Source organism: Neobacillus sp. DZ-9, from assembly GCF_059587065.1.
Genome location: NZ_JCAIOL010000006.1, coordinates 273,746 through 296,391 on the forward strand (window position 1 = coordinate 273,746; position 22,646 = coordinate 296,391).

The following is a 22,646-nucleotide window of genomic DNA, read 5'->3' on the forward strand; positions in this document are numbered from 1 at the left end:
GTCACTTCCAATAATAGGGACCCTATTATTGTGAATTTCATGTCCTCCTTTCTTAATACATGTTAACACGACTTATTTACTCCGTCTATCTATTTTCATATAAAATGTATTAATATATTTTAAGTCGTATTAATACGTTGTATTAATCGTATAATCATGATATATTTAACTCAAAATTTAAAGAAAAGGAGCTCTCTGTATGGATCACCAGGGGTACACATTTTTTATTGGGGATATAGCTTTGGATGAATATTATAGTGCTGCGTACTTTCCAAACCTACGCGATAAAGTCATCGTTCATACACTACCCGCACAAATGGGTGGAATGATTGCCAATGCAGCAAGTGTCTATGCCAGTTATCTACAACCTGCCAAATTTTTAACAGCCTTGAATAACAGTTTCATTTCACAACAACTTTGTGAGAATCTACGAGATGCTGGGATTGATACAACTTATATTATTCGAGATGATTCTTTACCGGATTCTAAGACCATTATTATTCTAGCAGAAAACGAACATACGGTATTTATTCCTACCATGGGTATCAAACGTCTTGAGATTACCCCGGAAACATTAGACGCAATCTGTAATGCGGAATATATCTATTCCAACTTTTGCGAATTGAAACCACTTTGCTGTGGTGATCTGGATGCAGCAGGTATCCTCTCCAAAGCAAAAGTTAACGGATCAAAAATATGGTGTGATCTTGATGTCGCCGATCTCCAGCCCGGAGAAGATCAGTTTTTTGCGTATGTCGACACTCTTTTTGTAAATGAAACTGGATTCAACAATCTAATGCGCAATAAAACCAAAGAAGAAACCAAACAATTTTTATTCCAAAAAGGAATTCAGATGATCGTTGTTACCTATGCGGAAAAGGGATGTCGAATATTTACAGCGCACAACGAAATTGCTGTAAAAGGTATTAACGTGCCAATAACGGACGTTACCGGAGCTGGAGATACCTTCTGCAGTTCTTTCCTTTATGCCTATAGACGGACCGAAAACATTCAACTTTCAGCGGAATTTGCTAACTTTGCAGCTGCTCGTAAAGTCACCATTATGGGTGGCAGAGCCGGGGCTTGCGGAACGGAGGCTGTATTCCAATTCATAAAGGAACACAGTGAAGACTTTGCACGTTTCGGTATCCTAAAATAACAGGAACAAGTAGCTACATATTACCTATTTACTACCTAAATAGAAAAATAACTCAGTTCTCGATGAACTGAGTTATTTCTACTATTAAAAACTATTTCATTCCTTTTCTCATAAAATGAAGTTCCCCTAATTCCTCGGTAAATCCCCACTTTTTATAAAAAGTTAACATCTCTGGACGACAGTACAACTCAAAATGTTTTACATCTTTTAAAGATGGATGTTCCAAGACAGCATTCATCAATAAACGCCCTAAATCCTTACCACGGTAATTTTCTTTCACCATTACATCAAGAATCAATGCTTTATATACATAATCGGTTAAGATCCTGGTAAAACCAAAAAGTTCATTTGTTTTTGACTCACATAAACCAATCATTACATCAGTGTTTTCGACCATTCGCTCAACATCTGACAACTCACGTCCTTCCGTCCACCATTCTGATTGGTACAACATATGTAACTCCTGAATTTGTGGCTTTTCAAGTTTATTAATAACTTTTATATTCAAGATATTTATCACCCTTTCTATTAACATATTTTAAATATAATGGAATTAAATCATAATTGGAAACTATCCAGTATTGTTGTATCTACCTCGACGAGAGTTTTCTTGTATGAATCAAAGATAAAGAAAGTTCCGAGATGCTTTTTAAAATGATTAATGGCCAAATAATAGATTCTGGTCAATAACACAATCTCTAAACTTCTGCCCATATTTGATATAGACGCGCTCTAATATCCTTTCTGTGTGTATTATATAGTGTAATGTCATAGTAACTCTCCAACTTTAGAAAGGAAGTGTAAAAAATGGATAATGCCATACCACATATTGCTGCTTCTAATGTTATTCCCCACCCACCATTGTCTTACGGCTATGCAGCTCCTGTTTATGGAGGTTGTTTTCCTCATCATCATCATCATCATGGGTGCCACGATTTTATCATCATAGTAGTGCTGTTCATTTTATTAATCATTGTTGGTGCAGTTTGTTTCTGCTGAAAAATATAATCCTCCTCTTTACTCAAGAGTGAGGATTATTCCCTTAACAAAAATGGACTGGTTGGGAGAAGGAATCTAAAAAAGAGTTGGTAAGGTTTTTCTTGTAATAAAAAAGTTCCTAGTCCAGAAAAGACATAGGAACTACCATTGTATTATCGTCCAACGATCTTTAGTGGAAGATTCTTCACTCCATGCACGATAAAACCACGCGCCATTTCCAGTGGTTCATTATTTATCCTCTCGAATTGAGGAATTCTAGATAGCAGCAACGATAATGCAATTTTTGCTTCCATTCGAGCTAATGGTGCTCCCAAGCAAAAATGAATTCCATGACCAAATGCTATATGCGGATTAGGATTACGATTCATATCAAATTGTTCCGGATTGGCAAATTTATCGGGATCACGATTAGCGGACCCGATCCATGCGATGATTCTACTTCCTTCAGGAATGGTTGTGCCGCTAATTTCAATATCCTGCTTCGCAAATCGGAACATGGCTTGAACTGGAGAACGAAAACGCAACGTTTCTTCTATCGCAGAAGGTATAAGGTCCATGTTGTTACGAAGTCGTTCGAACTCATTCGGCTGCTCCAATAAGGTTAGGACCGTATTGCTAATTAGATTTGTGGTTGTTTCGTTCCCGGCAACTAGCAAGAGCCAGCAAAACGATAATACATCTTCCTCGCTTAAGTGTTGATGATCCTCCTCAGCTTGAATTAAGGCGCTGATAAGATCACCTTGCGGATTTTCTCTTCGTTTCTTAATTATCTTTCGGAAATACTCATTCATTTCCTGGTGTGCTTTTGTCGAGTCAGCACTCGTTCCTCCGATTGCTTGATCTGCGGAGGCAACGACTTCATCTGACCAATACTTAAATTGTTCACGGTCCCCACTTGGAATACCTAGCATTTCGGCTATGACGATAACGGGTAAAGGATAAGAGAGATCTTGAACAAGATCAAAATCTTCTTTATCTGCAATTCGGTCAAGAAGCTCATTCGTAATGTCATGAATCCGCGGCTCAAGTGCTTCAATTGCTCTTGGAGTAAATGCACGGCTGACGAGTGAACGCAATTTCGTGTGTCGTGGCGGATCACTCGTAATCAAACTAGAGTTCATTCTGGTTTGCATGGAGGCAGTTGCTTGTGGCAAGTTTTTATCAACGTATTGGGATGAAAATCGAGTATGATCTGATAGGACTGTTTTAACATCATCATAGCGAAAAACAGACCAGATGTTGTAGGGTTCAAAGAATAGTACAGGCTGTTTCTCACGCATCATTTTGTACATTGGATAAGGATTCCGGCGTATTTCTGGTGAAAAGAATGATTCCATTTTATCAGCCCCATTAATCAATGATATTTAAGTCTACAAATATATAAATATAACCTAATCTAATTATTCATGACTAATTTTGGAATTGTACTTTGGTTTGATGTTCTCAATCTATTTTTCATCTTTTTCTTCTTTATATATCCGTTCACCGTTTTTGGGATTAACATAAACTCGTTTTTTAACCTTTGTAACAGGATCAATAAACACTTCGTGCGTTGGCTCAAAATCTAGTGATAAATCATCATCATCATTATCTTTATAACGTCTATCTTTACGTTTGGAATATATCCAAAAGAAAAGTATCAAACAAATTTGAAATACAAGGTAATACAAAACCCATTTCATTTTTACTCATCCTTTTCAACTACGACCGCTGTCCCATAAGCTACTATTTCGCTCATATTTTGGCCAATTTCCCCTGAATCAAATCGAAACATCACAATGGCATTAGCACCCATTGCATGAGCGTTTTTCGTTAATCGGTCCATTGCTTGTTTTCTAGCATCCTCAAGCATTTCTGTATATTCATGTATTTCTCCGCCTACAAGTGACCTAAATGCTGCAGTCACCTGACCAGCAAAACCACGACTTCTCACAACCAGACCAAAACAAGCACCTTTTATTTCTTTAATTTTAAAGCCATCGATTTGTTCTTTCGTTACTACTATCATACATACTCCCCTTTTTAATTTGTATTAATCTACTATTCATTATAAAGGGAATAATTACTATTGTCGTTAAAAGTTTACAGTTAAATCAAAAGTCCTTCACTTTAATACAGTGAAGGACTTTTATTCATGTTTTTAAATTACATCCTGTGTTTTAATATCCGTAATGCTTCCCCTGGATGCACGATCTACACCGTATTCATACATTCGACTAGATTTCCTATTGCAGTAGCCTTTGCATCCATTTTGGGCAATAGCCTTGTGAGCTTTTTCAATGTTCTTTGTGAAAATACCGGCCTGCAAACCATATTGTGTCTTAAGGGTACTGAGAAGCCTCCAAAAATTTCAATCCGGCACCCTGATATGGCGTCTTAAGGACAAAACTAGCTTCGTGTGTAAGCGAAATGTCCTTAATAACGCCTCTTAAGGACAAAACTGGTTTCCAGATTAAGCGAAATGTTCTTAATAACGCTTCTTAAGGACAAAACTGGTTTCGAGATTAAGCGAAATGTCCTTAATAACGCTTCTTAAGGACAAAACTGGTTTCCAGATTAAGCGAAATGTCCCTAATAACGCTTCTAAGAACAAAACTAGTTTCGGGATCAACAAAATTGGATCTTTTTTCTCAAATTAAAAAAAACGACTTTCCTTAAACTTTATTGATTGATGAAAGTCGTTTTTTTAGATTAACTGTGCTCTCCTGTGTCTCAAAGACAATTATTTATGAAACAACAGCAATCTATTCTCTAGATTGCTGTTTTTTGTAGCTTTAGTTCAATTGTATTAGTTTACATTATTCATCTAGTATTTATAGTAACATCACCAAAAATTATCTTTGTAATAATGCTAAAAACTCAGCCCTGGCATCTGATTGTTCAGCAAATACGCCACGAGTAGAGGTGGTAGTAGTGGAAGCGTTCGATTTCTTTACCCCTCTTCCACACATACACATATGTTTGGCTTCAATGACGACCATCGTCCCTCTTGGCTGAAGAATTTCCTCAATTGCCTCGGCAATTTCGTTCGTGAGGCGTTCCTGTACCTGAAATCTCTTGGCAAATCCCTCCACTAAGCGTGCCAATTTGGACAGTCCTGTTATTTTTTCATGGGGTATATAACCTACATGAGCTACACCGAAAAATGGCGCAAAATGGTGCTCGCAAAGTGAATGGAATTCAATGTCTTTCACCAAAATTAGTTCCTTATGATTTACATCAAAGGTTTTCTCTAAATGGGTTTTCGGGTCTTCCCGGTTTCCTTCTGTATACTCAAGAAATGCCTTTAGCACCCGATACGGTGTCTCTTCAAGGCCATCCCTATCAGGATCATCCCCGCATAATTCAATAAGGTCTCTAAAGGCTGACAAGATCTTAGTAACTTGAACATTTTTTTGACCGTCCATAGCGTAAGGATCATCAATCATTCCAGGAAATTTATTAGAGATAGACTCTAACTCTTTTATAAACATAGTTTCACAGTCCTTTCTCTTTTTCTAACCGTAATCCTCTCTGGATCAACTCCGGGTATTCCGGATGAAGCGTTTGAATTCCGACCAACTGTTGAAGGAGGATATTTTTCCAAGAAGAAAGCACATTATATTGTTCCATAAGCTCAAAGATTTCCACTCGCAGCAGCCAATCCTCTGAAAAATCAGCGGAAAGTTTCTCGAATACTTTTTTCAATCCTTCTTCCCTATCTTCATGGTTCATGACCGTTTCTCTTAATGCCCTTACTTTACTGTATAGATTCTCAAGAGTTGTTTCTTCTCTTTGCACCCATGGCTTCTGTTCCAAACTCTCCATATCGGCGTAAAACTGTTCGGAGTCTGCCGCTCCTGCAAAGACAGAAGTAATTGTCTCTCCTACTACTAAGTCAAACATGCCCCATTCCGGATGAAAGAGGATCTCCTCGTTGATTGAAACGGTACAGTTTTCGAAAGAAATAACGAGAAGCCTGTCTTGTTCACGAAGGAATTGCTGAGGAATTCCTGTCACGGTCACACCGCTCTCATATTGAAGCGTGTACTCTTTTCCTATTTCCATTTCACCTAGCGGACGCGTGGATTTTTTCAATCTTCCAACCGGGGCACCGAATCCATCTCCATGTCTTCCCTTGCCGTGTCCTGGCAGTTCTTTATGATTATAGGCTAAAGCCGATGGCCCATTTGTTCGAATGTAAAAAGCCTCTCCGTTCGAATCTTTTAAAATGGTACTTAATGTTCCAGTTAGCTGAACCCCAGAATCATATTGGATTGTCGCCGTATGGTTAGAGCGGAGTGCCTTTTCAAGGCTTTCAGTCCCGCCTTTATGGAATGCCATTTTGCCTGCAAATTCCTTAACCGCCTCAATTAACTGCTCAAAGCTTTCACAAACAAACAATTGTGGCTGAGGCTTTGTGATATCAAAGCCGGTTTCAATTACATTCTGTAAATCAAATGGCCGTTTTTCGACCGAATCCGTAAGACTGCTTCTTCCTTCCGCCACGGAAGACAGAAGACCAGCACCATAAATTTTTGGTTCCTCCATGGTCCCGATTAACCCGTATTCGACCGTCCACCAGTACAGTCTGGAAATTTGCTCTGCCTCTGACAATTCGGTTACTTTCGCTTGTTTTTCTTCAAAAAGTGCTTTTGCTGCAGCAATCTCTGCATCGGTAGCTGTACCGGTTTCTAAAAGGTTGGAGTATGCTCTGGTTGCTTCAAACAATTCGTGTTCTTCGCTTGTGGCAAGTGCCTTTGAGCCAATGCTTCCAAATAGTTTTACATATTCCGAGAATTTCTCGTCTACTAGAATGGGAGCATGTCCTGCTGCTTCATGAATAATATCAGGAGCAGGAGTATATTGAATGTTCTCCAGCTTTCGAATATCTGAAGCAATCGGTAAAATACCATGGGCCTGAAAATCGAAGAAAACAACTCCAGGAATGAATCCATCAATGTTGGCGGCGCTCCAGCCAAAAGGTGAAAGTGCGTCGTTCATATCATGTACATTCGGAATTTTTTCAATAGAAATACCGGAGGATTTTAAACCACCAGTGTATGCAGGATGGGCAGAATCTTTTAGGAAATGATGATTCTGTCTCATCACATAACGCCAAACCGCCTGATCAATCGCTGTGTATTTTTCATATTGCTGATTCACTACATATTTTTGTAAATGCTTCGGAATTTTTTTTACAGTTGCTTTCATTTGCTGTCTCTCCTTGTTGAAAAAATAAAAAAGAGAGTCCTCCATCCCAAATAAGGGACGAAGAATCTCTCCGCGGTACCACCCTTTTTGACCCAATCAGGTCCACTCTAAAAAAATTGCCCATTATGCTGCATGTGTAATTCGTACATCTTCTCACCTGGACTTTCACCACCCGTCCAGTCTCTATTTGCTGTTAAGAAGGTACTACTAGAATGCTAGGCATTAATATTCACTAACATACTTAAACGCTCAAACGCTTTTAAGTGATAAAGTATATTAATAAAATACTAGGAAAATTGATATCTTGTCAAATGTTTTTTTAAAATAACTTTTCATAAACGCTTACTTTTTTCGAGAAATAGAAGCAAGTACAGATTCATCGAATCCTTTCACCAGTAGCCATACGGCTAAAATCATTTCATAAGTTGCTACTGGCAGCGACAAAATACTCCAAACAGAAATTTGTTCAATCACACCGAACATTACCAACAATCCATAAATAAAAACAAGAATTGCCCCTGTCATCCCCAAAATCGCTATAAACCTGGGTACGAGCTTGGATTTATAAAATATATAACTGTACATCATCGTATTTATACCCAGCATGAAAAGTGGTCCAAGCATAAATGTCCATGCATGTATTGCTTTTAATACGATACCTGATGTTTGAAAAGATCCGGAATCCGGGGCTCCTGCATCTACAAATTCCTGACTTAAGGTCAATAGGGACAACATACTGATTACACCAACAGTAATGATAATTGCTTCAAGAAACCTGAAACAAAGATGCCAAAGAGCGATCGTTTCATTATACTTTCTTAATATTGGAAACATGGTAGTGGCAGTCCCAACTGCTGAGGCAACAAGAATTAACTCCATAAGCGCTCCCAGTATCACCTGGTTGGCGTGTTCGGAGCCATTTATCATGTAATCAGGACCATTAAGGATGGGATCGTATAAAATAAGACCGATTATTGCCGTAACGGCAGCAAGTATAAACAGTACGCCCACAATTTTTGCAGCTTTCTTGTTTGAATTCATTTTTCATCGCCCTCTCAGGATAAATTCCTACACATTCAAGCTTATTGCTTTGTGTTGTTCTGATAAAAAAAGACTTCTTCCAAAGGTAAGTTAAAGGCGTGAGCAATGCGAAAAGCCAATTCCAGGGATGGGGAGTACTTCCCCTTTTCGAGAGCGACGATGGTTTGTCTGGTCACGCCTACCTTGTCAGCCAGCTGCTGCTGTGTCATTTCATCATGGTTGAACCGTAATTTTCGAATGTGATTGCCGACAAGATTTTTGCCCATGTTAAACTCCTCTCCTATAGTGATAAATTTTCGTAACCGAGCCTGTCACATCTGATAGGAACCCTGAAATAATCAAGGTCATGAACATCACCTGTGACGGCTGAAAAATGACCAGCGATCCCATTGCAAGAAGGAAGCCAATGATAAACACAAAAAAAGAATTGCGGCTCGCTTTTAAGGAAATTAACTTATCCAGCTCATCTGCAAATGTAGGTTCCTTTTCTCTGGTCGTCATTCTAAAGACAATGTTAAAAATAATGCCGATAATGATGTGCACGACGATTGAAACCAAAGTTAATTGGAGGACAAAGGAACCCCAATAGCGAAAGGTTTCTGGCGACTCCAGTCCGCCCTCGGGATGCTGAGGGTACATGTATAACCAAAATGAGATGAAAATGAAAATAACGGTGATCACTGATACGATGCTCTTTTTTTCTTGATAGGTCAAAGTTTACACCTCCTGTATGTTCACTTTTACATCGGGTAAAGTATTATATGCATAATGTAAAAAAAAGTTTACATCAAGTTATGTAAAGATGACATCAAATTGGCTGGACCATGGTCCAGCCCAGTCTTTTTCTGCCGCACTCCCCTGTCAAAAAAACCTTTTAAAACATAGGCATCCCTACCAGTGAATACAATGTATTAATCTTTATCATTAGGGGCGATTGGATGCCTAATTCCACAAATATTAAATTAACTTCTCAACAAATGATTAGCATCATTAGAAATGGACTGCCAAAGTCTCAATTTCCTAAGACCATTACCATTGTCGGTGCAGGATTGGCTGGACTTGTTGCTTCTTCTCTCCTGAAGGAAGCAGGGCACAAAGTAACGATTATGGAAGCAACCAATTATGTGGGCGGACGTGCAGCGACAATACGTTCCCCTTTTAGCAATGGGCTTTATTTAAATATTGGTCCTATGCGGATCCCTGATACTCATCATTTAACTTTAGAGTATATTAATAAATTCGGATTAACCGTAAACGAGTTTATCAACCGGACTCCAGTCGATATTCTTTACCTCAATGGAATCAAAACACGTCTTGACATTTTTGAAAGTAATCCAGGTATTCTAAACTTTCCTGTTGACCGAAATGAAAGAGGCAAGAGCGCCGAGGATCTGTTAAATTTAGCGATTCAGCCCATTGTCGATTTTATCAACAAAGATCCTTTAATACATTGGCCTCTAATCGAAAAAGAATTTAAAGATTACTCTCTAGGTACATTTTTAAGGTCTTACCATTATCAATATGGAACCACTTTTTCTTCTGGTGCGGTTGATATGATTGGTTTACTCCTTGACTATGAAGCATATATGGGGATGTCATTTCTGGAAGTTTTACGCGAAGCGGCGAGCTTCAGGACAGATCGTTTCTATGAAATAACGGGTGGTATGGACCTGCTCCCTAGGGCATTTTTGCCTCAATTAAAAGATGATATATGGTTCTATCAAAGGATGACGAAAATTGTTCAACAACCAAATCGTATAACTATCCATTCAAACCATTCTCACACCTTAAAACAATCCTCTATAACAAGTGATCTTGCCATCATAACCATCCCTTTTACCGTCTTACGTTTTGTTGAAGTGGAGCCCTTCCATTCTTTTTCCTATTATAAACGGAGAGCGATTCGTGAACTGAACTATATGGCTGCGACGAAAGTAGGGATAGAGTTTAAAAGCAGGTTTTGGGAAAAAGAAAATCAATTTGGGGGTAAATCGATAACGGACCTGCCGATTCGTTTCACGTATTACCCTAGTCAAGGGATTGGAACAATGGGTCCGGCTGTGGTTTTGGCAAGTTATACGTGGGCGGATGAGGCTTTGACATGGAATGGTTTATCCAACGAAGACCGAATTCACTTTGCTTTAAAGAACTTATCCGTCATTTTCGGTGACCTAGTGTTTTCAGAGTTTGTTTCAGGAACGTCCTATAGCTGGGTAGATAATCCATATGCTCTTGGTGCACTAGCGACATTTAAGCCTGGTCAGGAACACGAACTTTTCCCCTATATCTCTATACCTGAAGGTAGAGTCCACTTTGCAGGTGAGCATACCACACTTACCCACGGGTGGATGCAAGGAGCAATTGAGTCTGGAATCAGAGTAGCAAACGAAGTCAATCACTTGCCAAAATAAAAGAACTACATACTGCCAATTTACCTATATAGAAAAATAACTCAGTTCATGGTGAACTGAGTTATTTCTTTTATATAAATACTGGATAACCATTCCATCACTTTTTTACTTTTAATTTCACTGGTATGGTTGTCCAGTACTTTGGGTCTTCTAAGCCAAGCCGCCAAATCCCGATTCCCCGTAAGTTATATTTTTCTACAAGATTAAGCTTAAACCGCAGACTATTGCTATTCTCAAACCAAGCTTGGTGGTTATGATGTTTTTCATCGACGTAATTGAAATATGGCGATTGCGAATGGGAGTCCCATATAATTTTTGCTTTATATTTTGTTTTCTGACCCATTAACTCTTCATAGGAACTATACTTTGCCTTGCCTGCTGCTGTCGTATCCCAGTCCCATCCATAACCAGCGATACCGAGTAAAATTTTTGATGGTGGTACTTCATGTTTCAAAGCATAACGAATTGTTGCTTCTGTCCATTCGACTGAAGCTGTTGACCCGGGTTTTGTTCTAGGGTTGTGCTCATCATATGTCATTATCATTAAACCATCTGAATATTGACCAAGCTTTTCGTAATCAAACCATGGGGACCAGGGATTAGCACGGGAATCACCTGTATTAGCCGGGACGGAAACCGTAACTACTTTTCCATCACGATTTAGTGCATCAGACAATTCTTTAATTAGCAGACTAAAGGAATCTCGGTCAGTCAAATACAGATTTTCCATATCAATATTAATACCGTCATATTTAAACTGATTCATTTCAGTGCGTAAGTTCTGAATGAAAACATTGCGGTTTTTATCGTTATCAAGGACACTACTCGCTGTCTGCTTGCCCTTCTCCACGGTTTCATAAAAGAGATTATGTACAACCATATATACCTTCACGTGTTTTTTATGGGCACTTTGAATAACCTTTTTCTTATGATCTGTTGAAACGGAATCAATAAGACTGCCTGGTCGTTTATCATCAAGCTTATACCAAAAAGGAGCAATGACGCTTAAACTCTTGAATTGAGAGTTAACTGTAGCTTGAGACCCTGGATACGTACCTTCCTGCTCTGTATAGAAGCCTAATACTTCACGAGGAGTTTTCTTCTTTTTGGATACTTCTTTTCTTTGTAACTGGTTACAGGCTGACATTAGTAATAATGCCATACATAATGAAATGATGGTGAATGACCGAAAATAATTTTTCGCCATAATACACCTCCTTTTAATTTGTATATTCCTTAAGTTGATGAGAAAGGTTGTAACTTATTCACCCATATGTGGAAATCCTGAACGCACAAAAAAAACTGCCAGAATGATTTCTAGCAATTTTTTGGTAATATTTTATGAATATATTTTATTAACATTAATATCCTTAAAGTTCTTAACTTGCCCTGATATAGCCAATTCAGTCGGAAGTCTTTCAATACTCGAGGCTCCAAAGAATCCGGAAACACCCGTTGTTCTATTTAAGACATACTCTGCATCTTCAGGTTCAGAAATTGGACCGCCATGGCATAACACGATGATGTCAGGGTTGATGCTCTTACCGGCATCATGGATCCGTTGTACTAAGTCGACTGCTGCATCAATATCCATTGCCGTTTTCGCGCCAATGGCTCCTTTGGTAGTTAAACCTACATGAGCAACTAATATATCAGCGCCAGCTTTTGCCATTTTAATGGCATCCTCTTCATTAAAGACATATGGGGAGGTAACTAACCCGATCTCATGAGCTTTTTTGATCATTTCCACTTCTAGATCATATCCCATTCCTGTCTCCTCTAAATTTTGACGGAATTGGCCGTCACATAACCCTACTGTTGGGAAGTTTTGGACACCGGAAAACCCTAATTCCTTTAATTGTTTTAGGAAGTAATCCATGTTCCGGAATGGATCTGTACCGCAAACACCCGCTAATACAGGAGTATCCTTCACGACTGGCAACACTTCGTTCCCCATTTCGACAACAATCTGATTGGCATCCCCATAAGGCATTAACCCTGCCAGCGACCCGCGCCCTGCCATACGGTATCGGCCTGAATTATAAATGATAATTAGATCAATTCCGCCCATTTCTGCGCTTTTTGCCGATAACCCGGTTCCAGCACCGCCGCCTATTATCACTTTGTTATCTTTGATTTGTCTTTTTAAACGTGCTAATACTTCATTTCTAGAAAGCCCCATTCTTAATCACTCCAATTCTTGTATTTAGAACTTCCAATAATTGATCAGCTATTATATGAGCCACACTTGGATGATTGATATCTTCATCCATTTCCACGAATGTTATATGTGATTCCAGGTTATCCTTAATCCCCTTATAGAGAGCCTGCCTCTCTACAATCCCTTCAAATGGCTGGCCCGATCTATCGAGTAAAGAAACTCCTCCTTTAGGAAAAACGAGGACAGTTGGCGATGTACTTTTGTTCAACTTACGTGCGATGGTTTCACCAAATGTAAAGTTCTCTTCAACCGTTGTTCTCATCAAGGTTGTGGTTGGATTATGCTGATAAAATTTCCGATCTTTAAATTTCGCCGGCACTGTCTCAGGAGGACCGAAATTCACCATATCTAACGCACCTACTGAAACCACTTGAGGAATCCCTTTCGCACCGGCAGCCTCTAAACGGTTTTCACTTGAGCAAAAAATTCCGCCCACAAGCCCATCTGCCAGTTCTGTCGTCGTGATATCCACCACCCCTTGAATAAAGCCGTCATTTATTAAGTTCTCCATCGCATCACCGCCAGCGCCAGTTGCATGGAAGACAAGAACATCAAACCCGTTCTTTTCTAAAATTTCTCTCGTTTGATTTACACACGGTGTGGTTACTCCAAACATCGTGGCCGCAATCATAGGCTTTTCTTCATATATTTCAGCAATGAAATTCCCTTTTACCATCCCGCAGAGGGCATTTGCTGCGTTCCGAAGAATTTTGGCAGATAAACTGTTAATCCCTGCTATATCTACAATCGAATACAACATCATAATGTCTTTCTCGCCAACATATGGACGGGTATTTCCTGATGCTACAGTGGAAACGATCAATTTCGGAACGCCGACCGGAACACTTCTCATCGCCGCAGCACCAACGGTTGTGCCAGCCGTTCCCCCCATTCCAAAAACAGCTGCAACGTGATTCTCTTCTACCAATCGCTTTACAATCGAGGCCGCTCCATTTGTCATAACAGCAACGGCAAAGCCACGGTCATTTTTTTCCTTTAGTTCATGAATGGTTGATCCTCCTGCTATGGCAACCTCTTCATTCAGGATGTCACCAGGAGTGGAAGATTCATAGACACCTGTATTGATTAGGAGTGTCTCCATTCCTGATTCTTCGATCAATTCTTTCACATACAAAAACTCTTTTTCCTTAGTATCTAAAGATCCAACTAGAACAATCCTTTTACTCATAAGCGCCCTCCTTTTTCAAAATTGTTTCGAAAAACTCCTTCGTCTTGCGGACAACCTCCACTTCACCTAGTTTGTCTTGCTGGTAAAATGACGGATAATGAGTATCAATCGTAAAAATTGCTTGTGGATCATGTTCAGTAAGCGCCTTCATGATTGGTTCGTGATCAAACTCATCCTTTCCGGCAATCGCAAAATTGCCAAACAATCCATATGGGTTATCCTTTGTGATGGAATTCGATAACCGTGAAGCTCCTTTAAGATGGGTTTGATACACTGCTCCTTTAATACATTCATATTTTTCTAGAGTCGGATATTCACCTGCCCGCCAGCCATTGACGATATCCCAATTGATTTTGAGATTGGGATGATTTGTATATTTAACAAGGATACCCAATTCCTCACAATTGCTCGTTAAGGTAGGCGGCTCGTTTTCAACCAATAGAATTTTCCCTCTCTCTTTTGCGTGTTCTGCATGCCTCAGCATCATTTCCGCATTATGCTTATACTGTTTCTCCTTTTCATCCTCTGGCAATAGATTAAAGTCCTCTTGTCGGTATAAAGAATAGATTCTAATATATTGAGCAGAGAAAATATCTGCCAAATCGAATAGTCGAGTCAAGACAGTGCGCATTTGTTTATGATGGTTTTCATCATCATTGCGATAAGATGGAGTTCCAGAGAATGTACAAGGATTTACCGCCCAAGAGCTTAAACTGCATACTTTTAAATTGTTCTCTTTGACTAGCAAGCTTAAATACCTTGCTTTATCCACTGTGATGTTATCAATTGTAGATCCATTTAATTTCCCTCTTAAATCAATATTTTCAAATCTAAGTTCTTTTGTATGATGAAGTGCTTCCTCGAAAGACTCACACCCTAACATATCAGTGAAGATACTAAGTTTCATTTTTTTGTCCTCCTCAAAGTTATTCAATCGTAATCCATTTGCCGGAACGGTTATTTTTATAGGCCTCAAAGATTTTTGTTAAATGCAGCGAATCTCTTAAGGTTGCTCGTTCAATTTTTCTTCCATTTATTACCGCATTTGCGAAGTGATTTACGCTTTGGACCATGCCTTGTAGGAAAAGATTTTTATTGTAAATTTGTCCTAAAGAAAATTCTGGTTCCCAATGGACTGGACCAGCAGCAGGGTCATCGCCAATATAAGATGGCGCTTTCCCATACTCCCCGCTTCCTTTTAATCCCTTATAGTAGGAAAGTCTCATCCCGTTATCGATTACGATATTCTGTTTATTCCCAATTACCTCAAATCTTTCTAATGGACTTGTATCCGCTTGAGTAGAGGGTAATTGTAAATTTCCAACAGCACCTGACTTAAAAGTGAGCAGGGTTTGCACGTTCCCGCTTGGCTGGTGTTCAATAAAGCACATTTCCTTTACCTCACCCATCAGGTAATGAATACCAGACATAGGATGACAAATATCTAAAAACCAGTGTAAACCTGTACGTTCCCCCAGCTCCTCCTGGAATGGGGACAAAGTGAGCGGGTATCTTCCAGATACGGAGACAGGTTCCCCAAACGCTTCACTTTCAAGAATTTTTTTAGCTCTTTCAAATGATGGATAAAAATAGCGCTTATTAGAAACGAGGACGAACTGGCCCGTCTTTTCTTCCAGCTCTATCAATTCTTCTGCTTCTCTTGCTGTATAGGCTACAGGCTTTTCGATCCAGGCAGGCAGCCCAGCCTTCAGGATATCTGGAACGATTTTCGGGTATAGTGGGTGGCCATTTTTATCAAAATTTAATACGACAAAGACAGCATCTAAATCTTCTTTTTTGATCATTTCCTTATAATCTGTATAGGTTTTTTCCGCACCGAATCTTTTTTTGTAAATGTCTGCACGCTCTTGATTTAAATCACAAACCGCGACTAGTTCGATCGGAGCATAATCAAAGGTCGGATACACATTCCTAAATGCATGTGCTCCGCATCCAATAAACCCCACTCTTATTTTTCGTGAATACTCATAATTGAATTTCACTGGTTCCATCTTCATTCCCCTTTTCATTGTGCTATTTTCAAAAATTGATTACTCTCCAATCGTTTTCCTGTCTGGCGCAGAATAGGCAATGATCATTTTACAAGGTTCCCAGCTTGTAACCGTTGCATTGTGCGGGACATTGCGCGGGATTCGCAGCATCATTCCCGGTTTAAGATGGTACGTTTCATCACCCAATGTGTGGTTACACTCACCCGATAAGACGAAGATCAGCTCTTCGCAATTTGGATGAACATGCCGGGGATTAGATTCACCTGCCTTGATGTAAACCATGCCGAATGTCATTTCACACTCGGGATCGATTTCTTCCCCGCAAAGCCACTGAATGGCCCCCCAATCCATTGGTAGTACATGTTTTTCTGAATTCAAATCTGTAATCGTTGCCATTTTAACCTCTCCTTATAGTCGTAATTTCATAAAATCTATTAAAGTAAGAAAAGACTTACTTATTAGCCCCGTCCGTCATCCCTTCTACGAATGACCTTTGAAAGAGGATATAAACGATAATGCTTGGAATCATGCTAATGACAGTTCCGCCAAAAATTAAACCAAAATTTGTTGTTTGTTCACCCTGAAAAGAATATAAACCTAGTGAAATCGTAAATTTTTCTGGGTTTACCAATAAAACTAATGGGAGTAAGAAGTCATTCCAGATATTCATAAAGGTGAAGATCAGCAGAGCTACTAAACCAGGTTTTGCAAGTGGAAGGATGACAGACCAAAAGGTTCGCCATTCCCCTGCGCCATCCATGGCAGCTGATTCCCTCAGCTCTTTTGGTATATCGCGGAATGTATTTCTCATAAGGAAAATGGAAAAAGGCAGCGCCAATCCTGATGAAACCAAGGTAACGCCAGTAAGGGTATTGACTAGTCCCATCGTCTTTAATTGAAAGAAAATCGGGATAATAATAGCCTGGATTGGCAATGACATCCCTAATAAAAACATGTAAAAGAGTAGATTGCTTCCCTTAAAGGATAATTGTGCAAACGCATATCCTGCAGGACACGCAACAAGGGCCACAATCAGCATTCCCCCAACCGTGATAAGTGCGCTATTTAAAAAAATTTGTTTAAAGTTTCCTAGATTCCATGCATTGATATAGTTGTCAAAATTCCATGACTTCGGCAGCGAAAATGGTGAGTTGAAAATCTCCATATTGGTTTTAAAACTGGCTATTACCGCGTAAAAGATCGGTGCCGTGATGAAGAGAAGAAGCAGCAGCAAGACCGTACACAGTGCAATTTGTGAAGTCTTCCATCTCTTGATAAGAGATTCCATTAATTTTCACTCCTTTCACGGTAATAGTTAAAAGCAATCGTAAAAACAATGACGATGATTCCCAAAACGACGCTTCCTGCAGTGGCATAGCTAACCTTATTCATACTGAAGGCAGCCTTATAAACGTAAGTGGAAACGAGCTCACTCATATAAAATGGACCACCTTGAGTCATAATCCAAATCAAAGCAAATCCCTTCAGTGAATTAATAATGACCATACTAATCACAACATTCAAAGTATTCCGTAAACTCGGAACAGTAATACTCCAAAATTTCCGGATCGGGCCCGCTCCATCAAGATCGGCTGCCTCATATAATTCATGATTAATATTTTGCAAACCGGCTAAGAATAAAATCATGTAGAGTCCATAAAAGGCCCAGGTACTCGCTATTACTAGTGCTGGGATGACAAAGAATGGTTCCCCCAGCCAGTTTTTCGCTAGGTTCTCTAATCCAATTGATTTCAAAAATACATTGATTGGCCCCATCATCGGGTCATAAATTTTCGACCACAACACACCAACAACAGCTAATGAAAGAACACTTGGAAGATAGAATCCTGCTCGAAAAAACGTTTTTCCTTTTTTTACTCGGCTAATCAATACTGCCAGTACTAGAGTCGGAATGACCATTAATATCAAACTTAAGACAACCCATAACAAATTGTGGCTAAGAGCTTTCAAAAATATCTTGTCATCGGCGAGCTTGATATAATTTTCAAACCCTACAAAATTCATGGAAGGGGCTGCGCCATCCCAATCAAAAAAGCTATAACGGACCGCATCGATCATTGGAATGAGCATAAATGTGAAATATAGGATTAACGCCGGAAGCAGAAATGATAGAATGGTTATCAACTTTTTAAGCTTTAATTTGTTTTTCCCCTTTACCAATGAGAGATTTTTCTTGAGGTCCATTTCTAAAGAGGATGTAGAATCGTTTAGGTTCAATGCGTTTCCCCTCCTTACTATAAGAGGCTTAAACTATTCAGGTCTCAATCCATAATCTAAGCCTCTTATTTTATTTTCCTTATTTCTTATTTAATTTAAATCCTGCGGCACGGTCTTTCTCAGCAGCCGCTTCAATATTATCCATCGCTTCTTTTGGTTTCGTTAATCCGCCCACTAAACCTTGTAGGTTTTGGTAATAGGCTTCCTTTGCTTCCACACCCATAAAGACACTAGGATTGTAGCCTGAACCATTCTCAATATTTTTCATGGATGATTTTAACACTTCACCTGCTGGCTCAATGCCAATCGAAGCTTTAGAGGCAGGAACAAAATTGTAATCAGGTAAGTTTAAAACAATTTCGCTATAGTCTTTAGAAACGATAAAATTAAACCATTTCTCAGCAAGATCCACATCTTTTGCTTTGGTGGGAATAACCCAAGTTAACCCGATGCCTCCAACTGGTTTGGCTGTTTTGCCTTCTATGAAGGAAGGCATCATGACCGAATTCACGCTAGATTGTAATTTTTGATCCACAAGGTCCGTAATCAAATAGGTTCCTTCAGCCTCCATTGCCGCTTTTTTACTTAAAAATCTAAACTTTGAATCTGCCTGTGTTTGCGTTACGGACTCTTTGGTTATATATCCTTTTTTCACCCAATCAGCCATCATTTCCGCTACTTTCACAATCTCTGGATCATTCCATTTACCATTCCCATACAGAAGTTCTTCCACTTTTTCCGTTCCTGCAGCAGACTCTAACATGACCCCAAATAGCCAACCAATCGCATATCCATTTCGGGCACCTACTGTTATTGGTGCGACTCCCTTATCCTTCAATGTTTGAAGCGCTTTCAAAAATTCGTCTTTTGAAGTTGGAACCTTGATGCCATTCTGTTCAAAAACATCTTTATTATAGAAAAATCCTATCGCATCAACCATATGAGGCAATTCATAGATGTTTTTCTCTCCAGAGATAAGCTCATAAGCAAATGGACGCAACTGATCTTTCCAATTATTTTTTTCATACAATTTATTTAATGGTTGAATTAAATTCACATTAGATAATACCGAAACTCTTCCAGGGCCGGCATTCATGAGAATCGCATCTGGCGGCTCAACGCCTGATTGTAAGAGGGTTGGCAGCTTGCCCGATTCTACCTGCACATCTCCATTTGCTACATTTACATTCACACCAGGATTCAGTTCTTTAAATTTCTCCACAACCTTAGCCCATTGTTGTTTTTCTACATCGTTGTAATAATTAGGGATATATAGGTTCAGTGTTTTATCATGATCACTCTTTGCACTCTCATTCTTGCTTCCATTATTTTTACTAGGTTCCTTCTCATTTGAACCAGCTGTTGGGGACTGACAACCCACCATCAAACCTAAAACCATCACGATTGTTAGCGCTAAAGAAAATAGACGACGATAATCTCTCATTTTTATGACCCTCCCTGATTCTTTAACAATGGAATTTTTAGTAGGATACGACTAGTTGTCTTAAAAAGTATTTTACATTTTATCCTCCCTTCGATTATTCTTAAAATATTAAATTTACAACTTACTGATAATTATAAATTTTTAATATAATATAACAACGGGATAAACAGTTGAAAAAAGGAGACATTTCGTGGATAACATGAAAAGCATGATCTAGATAAAACAAGGGGGTTCTATCAAAAATGCGATTTGCAAACTCAATCTTCTTCAAACTCCTTTTATCATTTGTACTTATTTCAGTCATCCCCCTATCATTTGTGGGATGGATTACCTATGATAAATATTCCCATCATCTTTATGAGAAATTAGAGTACCATGCAAATTACATTTTAAGTCAGAAAATGAAGTCTCTTAACACATTTTTGTTCGATTTAGAAAGAATGCAATCTGGAATGCGGAGCAGTAATGTTTTCTCACAATTTTTAGCCAATAATGATCCCACCATGCACTCTGATTTCTATCTAAAACTGGATGTCTTAATGGAAAGCATTCAAACGATCCGCCCGGAAACAGTCGGAATTACTGTTATTAGTAATAATGGATTTGTGTACAATTATGGGTATTCTCTCAATATGAAGTTTACAAAGGATCATTTTAATACACTTCCATGGCTGAAAGAAATTGAGAAAAATAACCTAAACCCGCTTATTACCAATCTCCATACTCGAGAGTATTCAAACCTGGATAAGAATCAAAAGGTCTACTCCTATGTTCAAAAAGTTTGGGATAAAAAACTTAGAAGCTTCGGTTATATTGTGATCGATTTTAAACCAGAATTGCTCCAAAACCTATTAAATAGTGAGTTGGATACCGCTCTCTCTTCAGGAACATTTATTTATGACCGACAAGGTTTCGTACTATCACCAGAAGCATCAACTCATATATGGTTTGATTCCATTCAAAAACAAAAATCTGGGTTTGTCCTTCAAACAGCACATGATAAAAACTACCTCATTTTCAAGCAATTCAACCCTACCACTAAGTGGTATGTGTCAGAATATTTTGAAGTAGGTGAATTTTATAAGCCCGTCAATGAAGTCAAATTCATTGCTTGGATCATCACTATTACTAGTGTCATCGTTTGTATATTAGCAGCTATGTTTATCTCCCACAGAATATCCCAGCCAATTAGGAGATTGCAGCAAGCGATGACGAATGTAAAACGTGGCGACCTCGACCAAACCTTCCATGTTAAATCAAAAGATGAAATAGGCGAACTTGGAAGAGGATTTAATGAAATGATCGTCCAGATCAAAAAGCTGATCCAATCTGTATCAAAAGAAGAGAAATTAAAAAAAGCAGCGGAAATCACGGCACTCCAGCTCCAAATTAATCCTCATTTCCTATACAATACGCTTGAATCCATTAACTCATTGGCGCGAATTAAAAAGGAGCATGAAATCAGCCACTTAATCGTATTATTAGGGCGATTATTACGATTAAGCATAAGTTCGTTTGAGGAAAAAATCCCTATTCAACAAGAGATTATGTACATAGAAAGTTATCTTGAAATCCAAAAAGTCAGGATGAGAGATCCTCTTGACTATACCATCATTCTTGATGAAGGTATTAAAAATTGTCTCACCACAAAATTGATTCTCCAGCCAATCGTGGAAAATGCCATTATTCATGGAATCGACCCATTGCGGACTTTTGGCAGGATAAAAATTGAGGGGAAGTTTGTAGATGAAATGATCATTTTCACCATTGCCGATAATGGAAAGGGAATACAACCAGATCAGCTGGAACAAATTCGTGAACGTCTGAAAAATAATTCAGAGGATTTATCGAAGTATAAAAAGAAAATAGGACTATACAATGTGCAAACAAGGATTCGCTCACATTACGGAGAAAATTTTGGAATCAGTATAGATAGCAAAGTCAACAAGGGTACGACTGTCACCATTAAATTTCCAATCGAGGTGTGTGATTTCAATGAAAAAAATGTTGATTGTGGATGATGATTGGCTAATTTCGAGCAGTTTGATGTCAATGGATGAATGGCAAGAGAGGAATATTGATGTGGTAGGAACCGCTGAGAGTGGAACTGAAGCATTACATTGGATGGAAAACGAAAAAATAGACTTCATCCTTACTGATATTCGTATGCCGAATATGGATGGCATTGAATTAACCAAACATATTTATGAACATTCCCCTGGTACCCATGTAATTGTAATGAGTGGTTATGAAGAGTTTACCTATGCCCATAGTGCCCTAAAATATAATGCAAAAGGATATATCTTAAAACCTATCGATACAAATGAGCTATTTGAAGTGATTGATAGAATTCAAAAGGAATCCGTCATTCCAAAGGATGAATCTACGAGTGACGATAAGTCTGCTTCCTATCATGAAAGACTCGTATTAAGTGCAAAATCTTACATCCATGCTAATTATATGAATCCCATAACCTTAAAAGATGTTTCCAAGCGTGTTCACCTAACCGAACATTATTTTGGACAAATTTTTAAATCCATTACCAACGAATCCTTCATTCAATTTCTAACTCGTGTAAGAATGGAAAAAGCATGCCAATTGCTTAAAAAGCCAAACCTTAAATATTACGAAATCAGTCAGCAAGTTGGCTACAATGACCCCAAATACTTTACAAAAATGTTTCAAAAACAATATGGTATAACCCCAAAGGAATATAGAAAACAATTTTGAAACACATGA

At 38.7% G+C, this 22,646-nt stretch carries 23 protein-coding genes; 5 read left to right on the forward strand and 18 right to left on the reverse strand.

The annotated features are described in order from the left end of the window. Positions 1-199: 199 nt before the first annotated feature. The gene (locus AC59HZ_RS18825; protein ID WP_496547327.1) at positions 200-1,159 is read left to right on the forward strand and encodes a carbohydrate kinase family protein; all 960 of its coding nucleotides are present in this window, start codon (positions 200-202) and stop codon (positions 1,157-1,159) included. 91 nt (positions 1,160-1,250) lie between these two features. On the opposite strand, the gene AC59HZ_RS18830 is transcribed toward AC59HZ_RS18825, so the two are convergent. Then, a complete protein-coding gene (locus AC59HZ_RS18830; RefSeq protein WP_496547328.1) occupies positions 1,251-1,667 on the reverse strand; it encodes a GNAT family N-acetyltransferase in 417 nt (138 codons plus the stop codon). A gap of 299 nt (positions 1,668-1,966) precedes the next feature. Between AC59HZ_RS18830 and AC59HZ_RS18835 the strand changes: the two genes are divergently transcribed. Next, positions 1,967-2,158 (forward strand): YjcZ family sporulation protein, encoded by a 192-nt coding sequence (locus tag AC59HZ_RS18835; protein ID WP_496547329.1) that lies wholly within the window; start codon positions 1,967-1,969, stop codon positions 2,156-2,158. A 152-nt stretch (positions 2,159-2,310) separates the two neighbouring features. Here the strand turns inward: AC59HZ_RS18835 and AC59HZ_RS18840 are convergent, their stop codons facing one another. From AC59HZ_RS18840 to AC59HZ_RS18875, 8 genes are all read right to left on the reverse strand, one after another. Beyond that, complete coding sequence (locus AC59HZ_RS18840; protein WP_496547330.1) at positions 2,311-3,495, reverse strand: cytochrome P450; 1,185 nt, start codon at positions 3,493-3,495, stop codon at positions 2,311-2,313. A 111-nt stretch (positions 3,496-3,606) separates the two neighbouring features. After that, positions 3,607-3,840: a hypothetical protein gene (locus tag AC59HZ_RS18845; RefSeq protein WP_496547331.1), complete on the reverse strand. Its 234-nt coding sequence runs from the start codon at positions 3,838-3,840 to the stop codon at positions 3,607-3,609. A 2-nt stretch (positions 3,841-3,842) separates the two neighbouring features. Then, the gene (locus AC59HZ_RS18850; protein WP_496547332.1) at positions 3,843-4,166 is read right to left on the reverse strand and encodes a heavy metal-binding domain-containing protein; all 324 of its coding nucleotides are present in this window, start codon (positions 4,164-4,166) and stop codon (positions 3,843-3,845) included. An 826-nt stretch (positions 4,167-4,992) separates the two neighbouring features. Then, a complete protein-coding gene (gene folE / locus AC59HZ_RS18855; protein WP_496547441.1) occupies positions 4,993-5,565 on the reverse strand; it encodes a GTP cyclohydrolase I FolE in 573 nt (190 codons plus the stop codon). A gap of 70 nt (positions 5,566-5,635) precedes the next feature. Further along, the gene (locus AC59HZ_RS18860) at positions 5,636-7,351 is read right to left on the reverse strand and encodes an aromatic amino acid hydroxylase (protein ID WP_496547333.1); all 1,716 of its coding nucleotides are present in this window, start codon (positions 7,349-7,351) and stop codon (positions 5,636-5,638) included. A gap of 342 nt (positions 7,352-7,693) precedes the next feature. Further along, the gene (locus tag AC59HZ_RS18865; RefSeq protein WP_496547334.1) at positions 7,694-8,392 is read right to left on the reverse strand and encodes a DUF4386 domain-containing protein; all 699 of its coding nucleotides are present in this window, start codon (positions 8,390-8,392) and stop codon (positions 7,694-7,696) included. Between the two features lie 41 nt (positions 8,393-8,433). Continuing rightward, a complete protein-coding gene (locus tag AC59HZ_RS18870) occupies positions 8,434-8,658 on the reverse strand; it encodes a helix-turn-helix transcriptional regulator (RefSeq protein WP_430063836.1) in 225 nt (74 codons plus the stop codon). A gap of 1 nt (position 8,659) precedes the next feature. Then, positions 8,660-9,106, reverse strand: coding sequence for a hypothetical protein (locus AC59HZ_RS18875; RefSeq protein WP_496547335.1), 447 nt, complete (start codon positions 9,104-9,106; stop codon positions 8,660-8,662). Positions 9,107-9,330: 224 nt separating this feature from the next. Between AC59HZ_RS18875 and AC59HZ_RS18880 the strand changes: the two genes are divergently transcribed. After that, positions 9,331-10,803 (forward strand): flavin monoamine oxidase family protein, encoded by a 1,473-nt coding sequence (locus tag AC59HZ_RS18880; protein WP_496547336.1) that lies wholly within the window; start codon positions 9,331-9,333, stop codon positions 10,801-10,803. A 97-nt stretch (positions 10,804-10,900) separates the two neighbouring features. On the opposite strand, the gene AC59HZ_RS18885 is transcribed toward AC59HZ_RS18880, so the two are convergent. From AC59HZ_RS18885 to AC59HZ_RS18925, 9 genes are all read right to left on the reverse strand, one after another. Continuing rightward, entirely contained in the window at positions 10,901-12,010 is a 1,110-nt protein-coding gene (locus AC59HZ_RS18885; protein WP_496547337.1) for a glycosyl hydrolase family 18 protein, read from the reverse strand. A 132-nt stretch (positions 12,011-12,142) separates the two neighbouring features. Beyond that, positions 12,143-12,985, reverse strand: a complete 843-nt coding sequence (locus tag AC59HZ_RS18890; protein WP_496547338.1) for a phosphoenolpyruvate hydrolase family protein — start codon at positions 12,983-12,985, stop codon at positions 12,143-12,145. Beyond that, the gene (locus tag AC59HZ_RS18895) at positions 12,972-14,213 is read right to left on the reverse strand and encodes a Tm-1-like ATP-binding domain-containing protein (protein WP_496547339.1); all 1,242 of its coding nucleotides are present in this window, start codon (positions 14,211-14,213) and stop codon (positions 12,972-12,974) included. The genes AC59HZ_RS18890 and AC59HZ_RS18895 overlap by 14 nt, the downstream gene beginning before the upstream one ends. Then, on the reverse strand, positions 14,206-15,120 hold the full coding sequence (locus AC59HZ_RS18900; protein ID WP_496547340.1) for a sugar phosphate isomerase/epimerase family protein: 915 nt from the start codon (positions 15,118-15,120) through the stop codon (positions 14,206-14,208). The genes AC59HZ_RS18895 and AC59HZ_RS18900 overlap by 8 nt, the downstream gene beginning before the upstream one ends. 19 nt (positions 15,121-15,139) lie before the next feature. Continuing rightward, on the reverse strand, positions 15,140-16,225 hold the full coding sequence (locus AC59HZ_RS18905) for a Gfo/Idh/MocA family protein (RefSeq protein WP_496547341.1): 1,086 nt from the start codon (positions 16,223-16,225) through the stop codon (positions 15,140-15,142). 39 nt (positions 16,226-16,264) lie between these two features. Further along, on the reverse strand, positions 16,265-16,621 hold the full coding sequence (locus tag AC59HZ_RS18910; protein ID WP_496547342.1) for a cupin domain-containing protein: 357 nt from the start codon (positions 16,619-16,621) through the stop codon (positions 16,265-16,267). A gap of 55 nt (positions 16,622-16,676) precedes the next feature. Beyond that, positions 16,677-17,513: a carbohydrate ABC transporter permease gene (locus AC59HZ_RS18915; protein ID WP_496547343.1), complete on the reverse strand. Its 837-nt coding sequence runs from the start codon at positions 17,511-17,513 to the stop codon at positions 16,677-16,679. Then, positions 17,513-18,463 carry a carbohydrate ABC transporter permease gene (locus AC59HZ_RS18920; RefSeq protein WP_496547344.1) on the reverse strand — a complete coding sequence of 317 codons (951 nt, stop codon included), beginning with the start codon at positions 18,461-18,463 and terminating at the stop codon, positions 17,513-17,515. The genes AC59HZ_RS18915 and AC59HZ_RS18920 overlap by 1 nt, the downstream gene beginning before the upstream one ends. Before the next feature lie 79 nt (positions 18,464-18,542). Continuing rightward, positions 18,543-19,907 carry an ABC transporter substrate-binding protein gene (locus AC59HZ_RS18925; protein ID WP_496547345.1) on the reverse strand — a complete coding sequence of 455 codons (1,365 nt, stop codon included), beginning with the start codon at positions 19,905-19,907 and terminating at the stop codon, positions 18,543-18,545. Between the two features lie 242 nt (positions 19,908-20,149). Between AC59HZ_RS18925 and AC59HZ_RS18930 the strand changes: the two genes are divergently transcribed. Beyond that, positions 20,150-21,928: a cache domain-containing sensor histidine kinase gene (locus tag AC59HZ_RS18930; RefSeq protein ID WP_496547346.1), complete on the forward strand. Its 1,779-nt coding sequence runs from the start codon at positions 20,150-20,152 to the stop codon at positions 21,926-21,928. Continuing rightward, the gene (locus AC59HZ_RS18935) at positions 21,903-22,637 is read left to right on the forward strand and encodes a response regulator transcription factor (protein WP_496547347.1); all 735 of its coding nucleotides are present in this window, start codon (positions 21,903-21,905) and stop codon (positions 22,635-22,637) included. The genes AC59HZ_RS18930 and AC59HZ_RS18935 overlap by 26 nt, the downstream gene beginning before the upstream one ends. Positions 22,638-22,646: the final 9 nt, after the last annotated feature.